We start from the raw sequence: 19,239 nt of genomic DNA, 5'->3' as shown, positions 1-19,239 counted from the left end.
GTTAACCTTTATCTTTTATTGATAGCAAAAACTCAAAAAGCATATAGCAATAATAGTGTATTTGTTTAGTGAGCTCAGCTATTGTTTAGAATTATATACCATATAGTACTATTTAATACTATCTTGAATAGTAATACTATGGATTAGAATTGATGTTTATGTAGACTGCAGGAATAGAATAGATAGTAATTTTTTAATTGACTTATTAGAGTGAGTTATTTTTATAGATTAAACACAAGATTGGGTGAATGCTTCTCTGAATTTACTATGATTTATAGTAAATTTTTCTGAAATCCATTTAGATTAATCAATCTTATGTCGCTCCATTATTGCAGTCTAAAATGATGTAGGTATTAACTCATAAAAATCATGAATAATTCTCTCCTGTGAAAACTGTATGTGAATTTTTAATAGAGATAAGATGGTCCTGGGTAGTTGTGTAGTTTTTCCACCACCAGATAATAGTTAGAGTCATTATAAAAATCAGAATCAGCCAAGTAACAAGTATTAATAATTTATCTCGTTTTGTTTTCTTTTGTCCTAGAGAGTAGCTTTTCATATTTTCTATTTTTGCATCATTCACTGGTGTTTGTTGTTCCATAAGAGTAATAAGTTCTTCTTCTGGAATTTCAACTAGACGGGCATAAGATCGGATGTAGCCTCGAAGGAAAGTTGATGCGAGTGAAGAAGATACGGTATTATCTTCGATATCTCGAATAATAGATACTCTTAGGCAGAGACGCTCAGCAATATGTTGCTGTGTTAAGCCCATATTTTCACGGGCATTCCGTAGGCGCTCTCCTGTTAAAGTTATATGGTATTTATCTGGAATAGCTTCAATAGTCATGAGAAAAAGATATCGCTGCTGTATCGATAGTGAAAGTTTTTTAAATTTCTTGTAAAATTATATACCAAAATACAATATGCCTTCCAAAGGAAGGAAAATAATCTGTCCAAATATTTTGAAAGAAATAGGACGTTTTTGATAAAAATCTCACAGGAAGTATAAGTTTAAGTATTTGCTTACTACTGGTCCTATTTTCTATTCTGTTTGTTACTCTGGATTAAATTGTAACGTAAAAATTTCTCATTTTATGTATAGATTGTTTATTAGAGATATATAAATTTATATTTTTGTCATTGAAGAGCCATCTAGTATTTTAATTTTGTAATTTATATCATGTTATCATGATACTATATCATATCAGACTAATGCAGAGGGAATAGATTGTTATTATTATAATTGAGTGTATTAGATTGAGTTTTCCTTATTTTCAATAGATTTTTATTTATGTGATGTGTTCATTTATTATACTTAATTATAGTGGTTAAGTATGGTTTTTTTTAGAGATCTTTATACTTTAACTATAGTGTACTGTATATTGTATATTTATTTATTTACAATCTGCATCGAAAAATCTTTTTTTTGATTAAAATGTGGTTATTTCGTATCTGGTATACAATTTTAAAGAAAGTCTAATCATAATTAAGTTAGAAATAGACAATTATAGTTCGGTAGATTGATTTGTATTGTGATACTTTTCTTATGTTGAAGAACAAGATTAGAGATTGCACATAAATTATATTAATACTAAGATTTGTTCTGGAAGATTGATTTATTTTTATAAATAAAAATGATACTAGATAATGTAAGATTTATCATAAGATGATGTTATAGATAGTTTTATATGATTTATATTAGATCATACCTTATTTTATAAAAGGCTAGATGCAGATTGCAGTGTATACATAGTTAGATTGAATAAAAGACGATCTTAGAAACATTATCTCATATTGTTTTTATATTAATTTTTTCATTTATTTTTTTGTTGTACATAATATGTTTATTTCGGTTAATTACATGTCCAGATAATTGTCCGCAGGCTGCATTAATATCATGACCACGAGTTTTACGAATAATTGTAGTAAAACCGTAGTCTATTAATATTTTAGCAAAGCGATCAATGCGGCTATGTGAACTACAATGAAAAGGTGCACCTGGAAAGGAGTTCCAGGGTATCAAGTTAATTTTACATGGTGTATCTCGTAGTAACTCTGCTAGTTGATGTGCGTTATTTTTGCTATCATTAATTTCATTAAGCATAACGTATTCAATAGTTACTCGCCCTTGATTTGCTCGAGATACACTAATATAACGCTTAACTGATGCCAGTATGTCTTCAATATTATATTCTTTATTAATAGGCATGATTGTGTTACGTATTATATTATTTGGAGCATGTAAAGAGATGGCTAATGCAATGTCAAGTTTCTCTATGAGCTTATCAAGAGCTGGAACAATACCAGACGTAGATAAAGTAACGCGTCTTTTAGACAAACCAAAACCAAAATCGTCTAACATAATCTCAATAGCTGGAACAATATTATTTAGGTTAAGTAATGGTTCGCCCATTCCCATCATGACTATGTTAGTAATTAGACGTCGATTAGTAATGGAATATTTTTCAAGGATTTTTGCAGCACGCCATACCTGTCCAATAATTTCAGCAGTTTGTAGGTTACGGTTAAACCCTTGTTGTGCTGTTGAACAGAATTTACATGCTAAAGTGCAACCAATCTGTGAAGATACGCAGAGTGTTGAGCGATCTTTTTCCGGAATATAGACAGTTTCAATTTGTTGTTTACCGATTTCCATAGTCCATTTAATAGTACCGTCTATAGATTTTTGTGTTTTTTTTACTTTTGGCGCACTAATTTTTGCAATAGATTTTAGTTTATTACGGAATGGTTTATTGATGTCAGTCATGTCATCAAAATTATTACATAAGTGATGATAGATCCATTTCATGACTTGTTCAGCATGAAAAGGTTTTTCATTTAAATCAGAAAATAATTCTCGTATTTTTTGACGATTTAGATTTAGTAGATTTATTTTTTCTGGTTGAGAAATAAGCACTTCATCTGAAGATGAAGGGGATGTCATGTTTAGTTCTAACATTAAGTGTTCTCTGGTTGTTTTTTTAACTAAAAGGAATTGAGGATTAAGTGTACATGTAAATATCTTTTTAGTATAATAGCGTTAAATAATTTTATTTTCTGATTTTGTTTTCAATTTTTACGTTATTTTGTTTTTTAAGTTTTCTTTATGCTATTAGAATTATCTACTTGAGTTCTATATGTTATAGAATAGATTAGCTTGGATTTATGATAGATTTTACAATCTTTTTATTACTTGATGAAATTGATTTCTTTATTCAAATTTATACAGTATTGATCATTTTTGAAACAGATACTGTTTTATTTAGAAGCTAAAAAAGTAATATATCTTTTAAGATTACAATTGTTAGTAAGATGGTTTTTCCACGTAATGCGATTCTGATAAGAATCTCATAAAATAATAATTGATTTCAATTAGATCTATGAGATATTGTTAGATTTAATGTGGTGATCAATCTATAAGATTGAAGTTTTTGATTAGAATTATTCATTATAAGTATACTATGATTGTAGTGCTATAGTGCATTCTTAATACAGAATGACATTCTATTTCACCATTAGAAGATATGATGCTATATGTTTGTCTAGGTATTAATACATATCTAAAATGTAGAGTAGCGTTATGAAAGTAGATATGTCAAATGCAAGATGCAATAACCTTTTGACAAATAATTTACTAATTCCTTTCTTTTAAAGAAAGTTTTTTGTAGAGAAAAGAATTAATTTTTAATATTATATATAGGAACTAAAATATTAGCATAGATAGGATATAGTTTCATTTAATGTTCCAATATATAAATAGCTATATGCATAGATAGAGATTATTGTATTAAAGATTTAGTGAGATTATCATTACGATCAGTATTTAAAAATCATTCTAGTAGAGAATGTGATATACGTTATTTTTTATAAACTTTGATGTTTAATCTTTAATGTATAATAAACGATATGATAATTATGATAATAATTTTATTATTATAGTATGATCATTGGCTTCTATATATGGATATTGAGAGTTATAATGTTGATATCCATATTGGAAATAGATTAATCTTATATTTTTAGTCAAATTAGAATTGTATATGAAGATTAATCTAATAATAAATATTATTTTTGAATTTAGGCACTTAATTATCTATATCGAGGATAGATTTCTTCTTTCTTGAAGAAGAAAGCAATTTCACGTTTTGCAGATGTAGCTGAATCAGAGCCATGTGTGGTGTTTTCAGTTAAGCTATTCGAATAATCAGATCGAATAGTTCCTGTAAGAGCCTTAGATGGGTTTGTGTCTCCCATTAAATCGCGATGTCGTTGTATGGCGTGATGTCCTTCTAATATAGAGAGAATAACGGGTCCAGAAGTCATAAATGTAATTAAGTTGCTAAAAAATAATTTTTCAATATGTTCTTTATAGAAGTCTGTAGCTTGTTTTTCGGATAAAAGTTGCATTTTATTAGCAATAATACTGAATCCTGCAGATTCAAATCTATTAAAAATAGCACCAATAATATTTTTTTTTATAGCGTTTGGTTTTATAATAGATAAGGTTTGCTCAATAGTCATATCAACCCTTTAGTTGTTGTATAATAAATTGAAGAAAATTATAGGAATAATGTTTTAACTTAAAGTATTTGATATAATCACTATATCATATTTATTATATTCTTATAGCATGTATCTATTGTTAGATTAGATAGGGATATATGAAATTTTTTCATTAATAGTATTAATTATATTCTAATAATCACATGAATGGAGGGTATTTGGTTACTTTATTTTTTTAAAGTAGCGTTAGTTTTATCGATTTAATAAGCAGCGGTCTTCTATTTAAGAAGAATCTGATCTTGTTTCTTTAATTATTACTTTTAATAAAGTATCCTTTTACTCTATAAAATGTTTAGATGATCATAGTGATGAGTAAAAAAATCATTTTTATAAAACACAGAATAATAAAATGTATAAAAATCATTTATTTAATTATTTAATTGTTTGTATTGAATGCTGTCTGTAATGTGTTTGATAAATATTTTTGGATATTTTTTGCATAATTTTTTATATATATCTTATGGAGTATATTTAATCTGGATTTCTAATAATTTTATCTATTTAAAAAGATAATTAGTAATATATTGATACAAATTTTAGATACAATAAGATTGTTGATATGAAAATAGTGATTTTTTTATTTTTTAAAATGTCAATAGATTGAGAAAATTTTATTAAAAATCTTATTTTTAATAGATCAAAAGAATTATTTTTTATTTTATTTAGAATTAATTAAATGTCAATCAGATTTTTAATTGTTATACCTGCGTCTACGTCGTCCGCATAGTTAATATCAGGTAACCCAAATCCAAATAGGCGTATAAAAGAATTTTGGTATCCAACAAGATCAGTTAATTCATGAAGATTCTCATTAGTGATAGCTTTCCATCGTTTAGAAATAGTGTTTTGAACATCAGGATTTAATTCTTTATAGTCTGTTCGAAATCGACCCGCCTCATCTAAGAGGGGCGAGGAATTGTATAGGTTATCTTTCAAAAGACAGTATGCTTGTTCAATACAGTCTTCATGTGTACCTTTTTCTTTCATGACTTTAAATAAAAGTGATAAATATAATGGCATCATGGGAATAGCGGAGCTTGCTTGAGTGACTACAGCCTTTAGAACTGCAACACGAGCATCACCGTCATGATTAGTCCTAAGAATATTCCGTATATTAAGCGCTCGTTTTTCTAGATCTTTTTTTGCTGCACCGATTGATCCATTCCAGTAAATATCGTGTGTAATCTTTTCGCCAAGATAACTAAAGGCTGTAGTTTTTGCCTCTTTTGATAGCACATTAGCTTCAAGCAAGACATCAATCCATCTTTGCCAGTTTTGTCCTCCCATAACAGTTACTGTGTTATTAATCTCTTCTTGTGATGCAGATTCTAATAAGATATTGAAAATTTTTTCTGTTTTAGTATTTAACGTTCGTGTTATTATAGATTTACCTATGGGTTTCAATACAGCACGACATGTTTGTCCAGTTTTTGGGTGGTTGCAATGTGAAGAAGCGAGACTGTATATGACAAGGTCAACTTTTCCTAGATCTCTTTTAATGACTTCAATAGTTTTCTTTTTCAGGGAATCGGAATAGGCATCGCCGTTAATATTCTTTGCATATAAACCGGATGATATTGCTAGCTCTGTGAATGCAGCAGAGTTGTACCAACCAGCACTTGCTGATTTATTTTTTTCTCCTGAACGTTCAAAAAATACACCTAACGTACTGGCACCATAGCCAAAAGCAGAAGCAATACGGATCGCCAATCCATAACCTGATGAAGCGCCAATGATTAGTACTTTTTTAGGTCCAGATAAAATCGTTCCTTGGTTCTTAACATACTGTATTTGCTTTTCTACATTATATTTACAACCTACTGGATGAGAAGTAACACAAATAAAGCCTCGAGTTCGTGGTTGAATAATCATGTTTACCTCAATAAGATTACTTAAAAATAGTCTTTTTGTATTTCTTCTTTTAAGAAGAGTTATCATGACTTAAATATGCATTTAAAGATGTTCGTAATTTGCTTTGAATTACTAGTTTCATATAAAATTTTTTTGATATAATCTATAATTAGAAGGATTGTATTGAAAAAGTGAGTTAATTAAATAATATAAATTTCTTATATTGTGTATATCGTTACATATTTGTATTATAATTTCTAATTAATTTAAGTATTTGTAGTATGATCACCATATTTAAGATTGAATCTTAATATAATGTATGAGTTTTTTATAAAACATTAATAAATATTGTATCTATGTGATTTATAACAGTTTGGGCTTAGTTATCAGATTTGGATACAGCCATTATAAGATTTATATAAATATATTAGCATTAATTTTTATTATAAATGCATTAAAGCAGAGAACTACGAGATTTGAAAGAAATGTTTTTGAGATTTTTCTAAGTTTTTGTAGAGAAAACAAGTGGTGATTCTCTGATACTTCATAACGATATATCCTATAAGATTGGTCTTGCTTCAAACAATTAAGTAAATACTTCTGAATGCAGTAAGATATAGTGATATATTGAATAATTTTATTATTGATTGAAGAGAGAAAGTTAAGGTACTGATTTCTTTTCTATACTGAAGAAGGATATTGAATTTAAAATATAAAAATTAAATTCAATATATTTGTTGACTTTATAAATTAATAAACCATATTTTGTTATATATATTTTTACATTTTTTATAGAAGCAGAAGATTATTTTTTGTTTATTTTTTAGATATTAAAGGTAGTTTATAAAAATAAAAGTGATTTGGAGTAAGGAATAAGATGATTTAAATGTACTATTTTTTAATAGTAATGTCATTGATTTGTGAAGCTGACTTATAAGCCGGGTTCTGTCGAGGACAGTCATTTATCTAGACTAGCAATCGCTTACTAGCTCAAGCAGCCTACCCGAGTTCTGTACGGGTCGTATTAGTGAACTCCTATTTGGCTTTGCTCCGAGTGGAGTTTACCATGCCGCAATCTGTTGCCAGTCGCGCGGTGTGCTCTTACCACACCTTTTCACCCTTGCCTATAATCCTAATGTTATAACGATTGTCGGCGGTATGCTTTCTGTTGCACTAGTCGTTAGCTTACGCTACCCAGGTGTTACCTGGCACCCTACCCTATGGAGCCCGGACTTTCCTCCCTCTTATTCTTATAAGTTGGATTATAATAAGACGGCGACTGTCTAGTCAGCTTCAAAAGAAGTATATAGGTTTTATAATGAATTGTCATTAATATTGTTATATTAATTTGAATCTATCAAATTAGATTTATATCAAGATATATAGATTTATGGATTAATGCTTTTATGATTTTATTTTAAGAAAGATGGTTATTTAAGATAAATTAGTATTATTTAATGTGTTAGATGTGAGTAGATTTGTTTTTACTAATAAGTTCGTGATGGACTTTGATTTTTCATATCATACTAGATATCGTAATATTATATTTTTATTGTAGATCTATCTAAAGTATTTAAATATATATATATTTTAAAATAAATATAGGTTATATAATTAATTGTATGGTGCTAGCTTTTCATCAGTTGAGGAATAGTCTAAATACATAACATGCGTATTTTACTTTAATTTTAAGTGACTACAGTTTTGCAGTGATTTTACGATTCAGTTTTAAATAATTTAATTGTTTTCTATGAAAAATACATGCAGGATAAGTATGTGATATATTATTGTTCCTTGATAGATAAAAAGTGGCTTAACAGGTTTACTAAGTTTAAAAGTTCTTATACTGATGTTCAGATTTTTATGGTTTTGATAACAGAAATAATTGAATAGATACATATGATTTATTAATGGCAACCCAGTTTAAATTAGAAGAGAAAAAAATATTTAGAATTAGAAACAAGATTCCTGGTTATGATTTGTGTTATATTGAGCTTCTTCTAGATTAACCTTATCTATAAGTTGTTTTTGTAGTGATTTTATTTTGTTCACTATGATCTTAAGTTATCAACCATTATCTATTCCTATTCTTAGATATATCGTATATTACAGGACTAATTAAATGATCGGTATGAGTTATTTTACTTAGAATAACTGTGTTATTTCAGTAAATGACTTTACCTTATAGATATATATTATTATTTTTGAATTTATTTTACGAATAATCAAGCGAATGAAATTTATTTAAATTTAAATTAGAAATATTCTAATCAGACTTATTTGATTATAGATCTGTAGGGTAAAGTGGACTTGAATTTTAATAGAAGAACTGAAAGAGGTATTTAATGAAACGTGCTGTGGTTACTGGCTTGGGAATTATTTCTAGTATTGGCAATAACCAAGAAGAAGTGCTAGCATCCTTACGTACTGGACGTAGTGGGATTACCTTTTCTCAGGAACTGAAAGATTCTGGTATGCGTAGCCATGTCTGGGGAAATATTAAGCTATCTAAAAATGATATCTCAGCGCGTATTGAGCGTAAAATATTGCGTTTTATGAGCGATGCATCTATCTATGCGTTTCTTTCCATGCAAGAAGCTATAAAAGACTCTGGTCTCACTGATAAACAATATCAGAATAATCCCCGCGTCGGATTAGTAGCTGGATCAGGTGGTGGCTCCCCATTTCATCAGGTAGCTAGTGTTGATGGAATGCGAGCGAAGGGTTTACGAGGTGTGGGTCCTTATATGGTTACTAAGGCAATGGCATCTGGTGTTTCAGCATGCTTGGCTACCCCTTTTAAAATTTATGGTGTCAATTATTCTATTAGTTCTGCTTGTGCAACATCAGCGCATTGTATCGGTAATGCTGTAGAGCAGATTCAGTTAGGTAAACAGGATGTTGTATTTGCTGGTGGTGGAGAAGAGTTATGTTGGGAAATGTCTTGTGAATTTGATGCGATGGGTGCATTATCAACTAAATATAATGACTTTCCAGAGAAAGCTTCGCGCACCTATGATCTTAGTCGTGATGGATTTGTGATTGCTGGTGGTGGAGGTATAATAGTAGTGGAAGAATTGGGTCATGCAATAGGAAGAGGAGCCCATATCTATGCTGAAATTGTTGGTTATGGTGCGACTTCTGATGGAGTGGATATGGTAGCCCCTTCAGGAGAGGGGGCTACTCGTTGTATGCGTATGGCTATGCAAGGGATAGATATGCCAATTGATTATCTGAATACTCATGGCACGTCAACGCTAATAGGTGATCTAAAAGAATTATGTGCAATTCGGACTGTTTTTCGAGAACAATATCCGGCAATATCAGCTACAAAGGCTATGACTGGTCATGCGCTTGGTGCAGCAGGTGTACAGGAGGTAATTTATTCGATTTTGATGTTAGAACATGGTTTTGTTGCACCTAGTATTAATATTGATAGATTAGATCCTGCTGCGGATGGGATGGATATTGTAACTGTTCCTTCTAAAAGAGAGCTTAATACTGTTATGTCTAATAGTTTTGGGTTTGGTGGTACGAATGCTACATTAGTGATGAGTAAACGGTTGTAAGTTGTGTACTATTAATAGTAGTTTAGTATTTTTTACTATGCACTTTTATATTTGTTAGGTTTTGAGATTAAGAGAGGTGCATTCTAGTATTTTAAATATTTTGTTTACTATAACAAATTAGACTTGAATGTTAAGATGTGAATAGAGAAAAATGCGAATTTTTTGGATGCATATATATGCTAAGTGTTTTTAAAAAAAATAGAAAATATATATACTAGTATATGGTTAATTATAAGATAATAATTCGTTTATTTTAAAGTGTTATAAATTATATAATAATTCAGATTTGTAGTATAGATGTTTTAATTATTGAATAGACTCAGCATGTATTTATTATAGAAGGAATGTCGATTACTGTATTTTTATAATATTTAATTTTTATATGTATTATTGTTTAAATGGACATTCATTAAGTTAGATGAAAAAGTTAATCGTCTAAGTTTTTTATAGTAAAATATACTAATATTATATTTTTATTTACATAATTTTTTATGATTAGATAGATTCAATATTTAGTGATTATTAGTTTTTATATTTATGTTTATAGTTTATTCCTCGATATTTTTATCTGTTTGTTTTATTTCTTTCTTATAGATTATTATAATTATTGATTATAATAATATAATCTTATTTATATATACTTGATATGTTTTATTATTTTATTTTGAAAAGGAGTATTCGAATGTTGAGGTTATATGATTATTGATAAATTAAAGTGATGTCCAGTGATGATTTTGATTTTGATCTCTATTAATAGTATAGAGTGTAAAATTTAATTCTTCTTTTAACTGATTAAGTGAAAGGATTATTATCAATTTCTAGTAATTATAGATCGTTTAGATATATTTTACTATTTTATAAAAAAATAGTAGTCTTAATATTTTTTGAACTACCTTATTAATTAACAAGGTGTTATTGAATTCCCAACCTTGATCGGTTGTAAATCCATGTATTTTGATGTTATTTAGTAAACTGGATATCTTAATTAAGATTATTAGGATGTGAATACGTTTGGTCTATATAGATCATAGATCTTATAGATTGTAAAAACATGTAGGTCATAGTAAAATTTCTAATTATACTGGATAGATCTGTATATTATCTATTGTGATAAACTAGAGAGCTATAAGTTAGATTTTATTTTTAAATAATAGGATGTATCATTTTGTTCAAGGTATTAGTTATTTCAATAGTGCAGATATTAAATCACCTAACATAAATACCAGCTTGTTATTTTAGTTTTTATTAAAATCAAATTCATGAAAGTGTTGGACATTTAGAGTATAAGAAGATCAATATCAATATATTGATAGTCAATAACAGTAAAAAATTACTATTTGCAGTGAAGAAGTAACATCTAATCTGTTTACTATTTTTTTGAAATAGCATATAATAATTAGGATAATATTTGATTTTTGGATATAGCATCATGCTAGCTTTCTTTCGTATTTTAGGTATTTTAGTTTATTCAATTTTTGTCTGTATTTTTGGTTGCTTCTATTGTCTTTTTAGTCCACGTAATCCATGTCATGTGGCTACTTTTAGTAAATTATTTGGTCAGCTTTCTTATTTTTTTGGATTAACGGTTTGTTTACGAAAACCTCTAGGTTCTGAGTCTTATCCTAATGCAATTTATATATGTAATCATCAAAATAACTTTGATATGATTACTGCAGCTAAGATTTTGCAGGCTAGCACTGTGACTGTTGGAAAATCTAGTTTATTATGGATTCCATTTTTTGGTATTCTTTACTGGTTAAGTGGTAATATTTTGATTAATAGGAAAAATTATACTAAAGCGTATCGGGTAATTACAAAATTAATCACGAAATTTCAAAAACAAAGAATTTCTTTTTGGATGTTTCCAGAAGGCACAAGGAGCCGTGGTCGGGGTCTGCTTCCTTTTAAAATGGGGGCATTTTATTTAGCTAAAGCTGCAGGTGTTCCTATTATTCCAGTAGTAGTATCTAATACTCATGGTAAAATTAAACTGAATCGTTTAAAAAATGGCTTGTCTATTGTTGAAATGTTACCACCGATTGATCCCTGTTGTTTTTCTGATCAACCAGTGCGTGTCTTTGCTAACTATTGTAGAAAGTTAATGAAAAAAAAGTTATATGAATTAAATACTGAAATTGCTTTGCATGAAAGTATTCATAGTCGTTTTAAGTAAATTAATAAAGATAAAGTAGATTGATTTAGAGATTATCATGTATACTATGTTGTTAAATTAATGTACAAATTTAGAATTAGCAGTCATGTACGATCTATTATAATTTTATAGGATAGATAAGTATTTTAACTGTGAAGAAGGTAGTATTTATGCATAATTAGAGATGCTTTCTTTCATTTTTGGTCTATTTTAATATTGTTTTATGATTTACTATATATTTAATATTATACTATTTATCAATAGTAGTGAAAAAAAATATTAGTTTTTAAAAAAAAGATGATTAGAAATAGTGTTTCTGCATCCCGATTAATATATTATTAATATTTTATTCCAGAGGAAGAGCATTGTTATGCTGCCATATCGGCCTATCCGTTGTGCACTTCTTAGTGTTTCTAATAAAGCAGGTATACTTATATTTGCTCAAGATTTATTTCGACGTGGTATTAAGCTGTTGTCAACTGGAGGAACTGCTCGTTTCTTAACTGAAGCTGGGGTAGTTGTTACTGAAATGTCTGATTATACAGGTTTTCCAGAAATAATGGATGGAAGGTTAAAAACTCTACATCCTAAAGTGCATGGTGGTATTTTAGGGAGACGTAATCAGGATTTTCGTATTATGGATCTGTATGGAATGATTCCTATTGATCTGGTTATAGTAAATTTGTATCCGTTTCCTCAATCTATATCCTGTAGTACATGTACATTAGAAGAGGCAATTGATCAGATTGATATCGGCGGTTCGACTATGGTTCGTGCTGCTGCTAAAAATTATAAAGATGTTGCTGTTGTTGTGGACGTTAGTGACTATGCCACTATTAGTGAAGAATTAGATAGAAATGAGAATGCGCTTACACTAAAAACTCGTTGGAATCTAGCAATTAAAGCATTTGAGTATACTGCAGCTTACGATAGTATTATTTCTCATTATTTTAGTGGTATTGAATCCTGTTCTGATAAAAGCGGTGTTAAGTCATGTAAACTCTTTCCTTCTATTTTAAATTTAAATTTTATTAAGAAAGAGGATATTCGATATGGTGAAAATAGCCATCAAGCAGCTGCCTTTTATATAGAAGATGGATTACTCCATCCATCTGTGTCTACTGCAAAGCAGTTACAGGGTAAGCATCTCTCATACAATAATATTGCCGATGCTGATGCAGCGCTAGAGTGTGTAAAGGAATTTGATCTCCCATCTTGCGTGATTGTAAAACATTGCAACCCTTGTGGGGTTGCATCAGCAGACACAATTCTTGATGCATATCAGAACGCTTACAAAACTGATCCATCTTCTGCATTTGGAGGTGTAATTGCTTTCAATCGTGAATTAGATGCAGTGACTGCACAGGATATTATTAGTCGTCAATTTGTAGAAGTTATTATTGCTCCCTCCATTAGCTCTGAGGCAATGCAGCTAACATCTAGTAAAAACTCTTTACGTATACTTCTTTGTGGAAATTGGAAGAAAAGTCAGATGGATGTAGACTTTAAACGTGTAAAAGGAGGTCTTTTAGTTCAATCTAGAGATACAAAAATAGTATCTAAACATGAGCTCCGTGTAGTTAGTAAACGCTTAGCAAGTGATCAGGATATCTTTGATTCTCTTTTTGGTTGGAAAGTATCTAAATTCGTGAAATCTAATGCAATTGTTTACGTGCGTAATAATATGACGCTCGGTATAGGAGCGGGACAAATGAGTCGTGCTTATTCTGCTAAAATTGCTGCCATTAAAGCAGCTGAGGTGGGTTTGAAGTTAGAAGGTTCAATTATGGCCTCCGATGGTTTTATTCCTTTTCGTGATACCATTGATTCTGCTGCCTCTGTTGGAGTGAACTGTGTTATTCAGCCAGGTAATTCAATTCGTGATGACGAAGTGATTTCGGCCGTGGATGAATATAATATGGTAATGATATTTACTAATTTTCGTCATTTTCGACATTGATAGTGGTACGAAACATTTTATCTAAATAGGTGAACTATTGTATTGGTAGTTGATTGATTGTATCTTATTTTAATTTCAATAGATGTGATTGGTATTTGTAGTAGTGTAGTGCATTAAAAGCATAGAAGACTAAGATATATGTTTAAATTTTTTTAAATATAGTATGTTTTACTAGATGACATTATGTCTAATAAATAAATTGTGTAAATATTTACAAAACGATATATCTAAATATTTTATTATAAGGATTGATATAATCAAGGATATTATATATAGATCATATAGATTACGAGATCTGGTCTTCTGATGTAAGAAAGAGAAATTCAATAAATGAGACTAAACATGCATATCTAAAAATATTAATAGTTTGTATATCTAATTTTAGAGTTGATATACTTTATTATCTCTGCATTACTGTAGAGGATAATACGATCATATCGTCATTATGATTTTAAGATAGATTTTATATATTTAGATATATAATACAGTTCAATAATAATATAAATAGCTTGAAGTATTAATGTTGAAAACATAATAGTGAGTTGGTAGATATAGTTTTCGATCAAGTTCGGTATAGATCATACTTATCACATAATATATACATATATTTAGATGTACATATTATTAGTACATTCTATATTGTATTTTTTGTCTAATCAGTTTGTTATTACAAGTTATTGGATATAGATAGAAGATTTTCTGATAGTGGATGATAGGAAGTTAGTTTTTTAGTTGATTCACGCTAGTTGATTCTATTACAGTTTATCTTGGATAGATTCTCATCTTTGATAAGACTAGGTGTAAGGTATTTGATATAAATCTTTTATATATGTAAAATGAGATTTAAATGAAAATTTTAGTAATTGGTAATGGTGGGCGTGAACATGCGTTAGCATGGAAAATTTCGCATTCTAAATTAGTTACTAGTATATTTGTTGCACCAGGTAATGCTGGTACTGCTTTAGAGTCTATGATTAAAAATATAGATATTCCATCAAATGATATAAACCGCTTGTTAGCCTTTGCGTTGTATAAAAAGATTGATTTGACGGTTGTTGGTCCAGAAACCCCTTTAATAAATGGGATAGTTGATAGATTTCGTGGAGCTGGTTTAATAATATTCGGTCCAACTCAATCAGCGGCTTTGTTAGAAGGCTCAAAATCATTTGCTAAAGATTTTTTAGTGCGTCACAATATTCCAACAGCTGAATATCAAACTTTTACTAAAGTTGAACAAGCTCTTATTTATTCTCGTAAAAAAAGTTTTCCAATTGTAATTAAAGCGGATGGTTTAGCGGCAGGAAAGGGGGTGATTATTGCCAGAACAATAGAAGAGACTGAGTCTGCTGTCCGAGGGATGCTGGAAGGTAATTTGTTTCAACGGGTAGAGCGGCGAATTGTGGTAGAAGAATTTATAGACGGTGAAGAACTAAGCTTTATTGTTATGGTGGATGGTGAGCATGTTTTACCTATGGCTACCAGCCAGGACCATAAGAGGGTAGGAGATGGTGATACTGGATTAAATACTGGTGGTATGGGGGCATATTCTCCAATAGAAGTAGTTACTAGTGTTATTCATAAGAAAATCATGAATGAAATTATTTTACCTACTGTACGTGGAATGGCTTATGAGGGTAATGTCTATACTGGGTTCTTATATGTAGGTGTGATGATTAATAAAAATAATCAACTGAAGGTTATAGAATTTAATTGTCGTTTAGGCGATCCGGAGGCGCAGGTTATTTTATTACGTTTGAGATCAGATTTGGTGGATCTTTTTTGTGCGGCTGAACTTGGTCTGTTGCATAAAAAAGAGGTAAAATGGGATCCTCGCCCGTCTTTAGGAGTAGTTCTTGCAGCGAAAGGTTATCCTGGAGAATATGTAAAGGGTGATCAGATTTATGGTTTATCGTTATTAGATAAATTGGATGGTAAAGTATTTCATTCTGGAACGATTCTTTCAGATAAGTTAATTTTGACTCATGGTGGCCGTGTATTATGTGTTACTGCGTTGGGATCAGATATTATTGTAGCAAAAAGAAATGCTTATGAAATTGCACAATTAATTTCTTGGAATGGAAAATTTTTTCGTAATGATATTGGTCATCGTGAGATAAATAGGATATTATTAAAAAATAGATAATAAGATTTTTATGAAAGTAGGTTAATGGTTAGCATGTTAATTGGTTATTGTGTAATCACATTATTTTATTTATATTTTTTTTAAACAATATCGTTAAGATTGTATTTTAATGGATTTAAAAAATAGATGACTGGACTGAAATAAAATTTTTATAGCAATGAAAGGATTTATAAAGGCTTTATAGTTAGTCTTCTAGATTTTTTTATCTAGATTATATTTATTTTGGTATATTTTTTATAAAAACAATAATTATAAATAAAAGTATGGATTTAATATTTTGTATGTTTATAAAATTAATGTTAAAAATGTTTCCATTTATAACTATAGCGTACTATCTATGTATAATGATTGATCAGCTAGATGGTTAGAAATGTGAATGAAATTGTGATAAATCTTATAAATAATAAGCGTGGTTAGATTAGTAAATCTAATTAGAATAAAAATATCGGTACTTAATAAGATTTCATAAATATTTCTTTGATTATTAAAAACTCATACAGGCTTATTGATACTGTATTATGCATTTTAATATAATAATAAGAGTTATTTTCTATTAAAAAGTTAATAAATACGATTAACATTTTACTATGTAATTGATACTATCATAGATAGTAATGTGCGTATAGTTTATTTTGTGACTCTTATATGGTAAGAGTTTGTGAGTTTTTTTATTTAATTAATTGACGTTCATATCTATATATTTTGTCCTACAGTCGGAATATTCCGACCGTAATAAATTTCGCGCATTTCTTTCCATAAGAGATTAGTAATTCGTTGATGTTCTTGTTGTCCTAAATCTTCTAGTTTAGAATTAAATAGATAATGTGTAAGATCAAATTTTTTTAGAAGCATTTTGGTATGAAAAATATTTTCTTGGTATACATTCACATCCATCATATCATGCCTTAATTTCATGTCTTCTGACATAAAATTCTGTATTGAATTGATCTTGTGATCAATAAAATGTTTTACACCATTTATATCACGTGTAAAACCTCGAACACGATAGTCAATTGTCACAATATCTGAATCAAGTTTGTGTATTAAATAATTGAGAGCTTTTAAAGGAGAAATTAGACCACATGTGGATACTTCAATGTCAGCTCGAAAAGTACATAACCCACCTTCAGGATGGCTTTCTGGATAAGTATGTACGCAGATATGGCTTTTATCTAGATGTGCAATCATTGAATGCGATAGTGGACCAGGATTTTCTGATGTATCTACAGTACGCACATCTATTTCTTCTTCACTGATTAGAATGGTGACACTAGCACCTTGTGGTTCATAATCTTGATGCGCAATATTTAGCACATTAGCACCTATGATTGAACAAGTTTCACTGAGAATTTCAGTTAACCTGGTCGCATTATATTGTTCATCAATATAGGCGATATATCCATCGCGTTCTGCTTCTGTATTGGCATAACATATGTCATAGATGCAAAAACTTAAACTTTTAGTTAAATTATTGAATCCATGTAATTTCAACTTTTGCAATGTTATTTTTTTCCTTAAAATGCTTAGCAAGTTTTTAGTGCATTTAAAAAATATTGCGGTAAGGTAAAGCTGCTAGCATGTAGAGCTGGATTGTAATATCGGCAGTTCAGTTCTGTTTGATTATAACGAGTCATTAAGTTTAATGTATTTATTTGACGTAGAATAGGATCATCGCTTGCCCAGGCAAAAGTCATTATACCTCCATAATAGGTAGGTATTGATGCTTGATAGAAACCTACATCATTAAAATAGTGTTGCAATTTTTGATAATTATTTATTGCTTCATTTAGTTGAAAGAAGCAGACACCGCTTTGTGCTACAAATATACCACCTGGATTGAGACATTTATGGCATCCTTGATAAAACTCTGAAGTATACAGACTTTCCCCTGGACCAATCGGGTCAGGACAATCAGAGATAATTACATCAAATCGATCGTAAGTTGTTTGTACAAAATTAACACCATTATCAATAATAATTTTGCATCGTGGATTGTGAAAAGAGCCAGCATGGTGATAAGGTAGGTATTGCTTAGATAATTCAATTACACTAGAATCGATTTCAACCATAGTAATTTGCTCAATATTTTTATGATAGCTTGTTTCGCGAAGCATGGCACCATCTCCACCTCCAATAATTAATACTTTTCGTACATTACCGTGAGCTAGTAAAGGGACATGAGCCATCATTTCATGATAAATAAATTCATCAGATTCAGTAGTTTGCACTATGCCGTCAAGTGCTAGAATTCGGCCTAAAGTTTCATTTTCAAAAATCATTAAATCTTGGTGCTTGGTATGTGTGCGATATAGGATTTGATTGATAGAAAAATATTGTCCAAAATTAGGATGAAGTGTTTCATGCCATATGCTGTTCGTTAACATTCTAAGAAAGTCCTGATTATAATCGTTGGAAAAGTAAATACTATCTTGTAACTATGATTCATAGCGTTAGTTTTGACTTATATATCTAATTTTTAGATGATTCGGGAATCATATAATAAAAAATATCTTTATATTTAAGTTATACTAGTTAATTTATTCATTGTTCCTTATTTTGAATAGGGAGTGTTTTAATAGAATTATTATTAAAAAATATGTTAAAAGCTACTGATTACTTATGAATTAATAAATTTTTAGTAATCTAAATATTTTAAGATATTATTGATATAACCATAAAACGTTAATAGTTTTGTCATAAAGACTGTTTCTATTGGATTGATTAATTAAAAATATTAATTAAAGTGTTGTTTAATTAGTCGTTTTAATTAATGTAGATCTTGTTTTGTTATAATTTTACTATATAACATATCTATTTATGTAATAAATTAAAGAGCGTTGTTATAGATAGACAAATTTTTTAAATATAGTTTTCTATCGTATTTATGCAGGCAGTAGATGAAGTAAATATTATTGCTTGATAGAACAAAATGCAGTATAGACAAGATCTATATATCATAGAAGTAGTATCATATTAGATCTTTTGAAGTCGAGTAACATTA

General features: G+C 29.3%; 10 protein-coding genes and 1 other RNA gene. 4 read left to right on the top strand and 7 right to left on the bottom strand.

The genetic code is table 11. The annotated features are described in order from the left end of the window. Window positions 1–367: 367 nt before the first annotated feature. From rodZ to rnpB, 5 genes are all read right to left on the bottom strand, one after another. Window positions 368–847 carry a cytoskeleton protein RodZ gene (gene rodZ, locus ERCIPICE3303_RS02425; RefSeq protein ID WP_157991131.1) on the bottom strand — a complete coding sequence of 160 codons (480 nt, stop codon included), beginning with the start codon at window positions 845–847 and terminating at the stop codon, window positions 368–370. A gap of 942 nt (window positions 848–1,789) precedes the next feature. Next, window positions 1,790–2,959: a dual-specificity RNA methyltransferase RlmN gene (rlmN, locus tag ERCIPICE3303_RS02420; protein WP_157991130.1), complete on the bottom strand. Its 1,170-nt coding sequence runs from the start codon at window positions 2,957–2,959 to the stop codon at window positions 1,790–1,792. A gap of 1,130 nt (window positions 2,960–4,089) precedes the next feature. Continuing rightward, window positions 4,090–4,521, bottom strand: coding sequence for a nucleoside-diphosphate kinase (ndk, locus tag ERCIPICE3303_RS02415; RefSeq protein WP_157991129.1), 432 nt, complete (start codon window positions 4,519–4,521; stop codon window positions 4,090–4,092). A gap of 714 nt (window positions 4,522–5,235) precedes the next feature. Continuing rightward, a complete protein-coding gene (gene fabV / locus ERCIPICE3303_RS02410) occupies window positions 5,236–6,435 on the bottom strand; it encodes an enoyl-ACP reductase FabV (RefSeq protein ID WP_157991128.1) in 1,200 nt (399 codons plus the stop codon). Window positions 6,436–7,332: 897 nt separating this feature from the next. After that, window positions 7,333–7,709, bottom strand: an RNA gene (rnpB, locus tag ERCIPICE3303_RS02405) — RNase P RNA component class A. A 1,050-nt stretch (window positions 7,710–8,759) separates the two neighbouring features. Here rnpB and fabB point away from each other — a divergent pair. The 4 genes from fabB (at window position 8,760) to purD (ending at window position 16,238) form a co-directional block, all read left to right on the top strand. Then, window positions 8,760–9,983, top strand: coding sequence for a beta-ketoacyl-ACP synthase I (gene fabB, locus ERCIPICE3303_RS02400; protein WP_157991127.1), 1,224 nt, complete (start codon window positions 8,760–8,762; stop codon window positions 9,981–9,983). Between the two features lie 1,429 nt (window positions 9,984–11,412). Beyond that, window positions 11,413–12,156, top strand: a complete 744-nt coding sequence (locus tag ERCIPICE3303_RS02395) for a 1-acylglycerol-3-phosphate O-acyltransferase (protein WP_157991126.1) — start codon at window positions 11,413–11,415, stop codon at window positions 12,154–12,156. Window positions 12,157–12,505: 349 nt separating this feature from the next. Next, window positions 12,506–14,095, top strand: a complete 1,590-nt coding sequence (gene purH, locus ERCIPICE3303_RS02390) for a bifunctional phosphoribosylaminoimidazolecarboxamide formyltransferase/IMP cyclohydrolase (protein ID WP_157991125.1) — start codon at window positions 12,506–12,508, stop codon at window positions 14,093–14,095. A gap of 847 nt (window positions 14,096–14,942) precedes the next feature. Then, entirely contained in the window at window positions 14,943–16,238 is a 1,296-nt protein-coding gene (gene purD / locus ERCIPICE3303_RS02385; RefSeq protein ID WP_157991124.1) for a phosphoribosylamine--glycine ligase, read from the top strand. Between the two features lie 693 nt (window positions 16,239–16,931). Here the strand turns inward: purD and speD are convergent. After that, the gene (speD, locus tag ERCIPICE3303_RS02380; RefSeq protein WP_157991123.1) at window positions 16,932–17,738 is read right to left on the bottom strand and encodes an adenosylmethionine decarboxylase; all 807 of its coding nucleotides are present in this window, start codon (window positions 17,736–17,738) and stop codon (window positions 16,932–16,934) included. A 23-nt stretch (window positions 17,739–17,761) separates the two neighbouring features. Next, on the bottom strand, window positions 17,762–18,622 hold the full coding sequence (gene speE / locus ERCIPICE3303_RS02375; protein WP_157991122.1) for a polyamine aminopropyltransferase: 861 nt from the start codon (window positions 18,620–18,622) through the stop codon (window positions 17,762–17,764). Window positions 18,623–19,239: the final 617 nt, after the last annotated feature.

The sequence above is a fragment of the Candidatus Erwinia haradaeae genome (genome assembly GCF_900699015.1).
Classification (GTDB): domain Bacteria; phylum Pseudomonadota; class Gammaproteobacteria; order Enterobacterales; family Enterobacteriaceae; genus Erwinia_E; species Erwinia_E haradaeae_E.
Note: the sequence above shows the minus strand (reverse complement) of the source record. Positions and strands in the feature narration are given on the sequence as shown.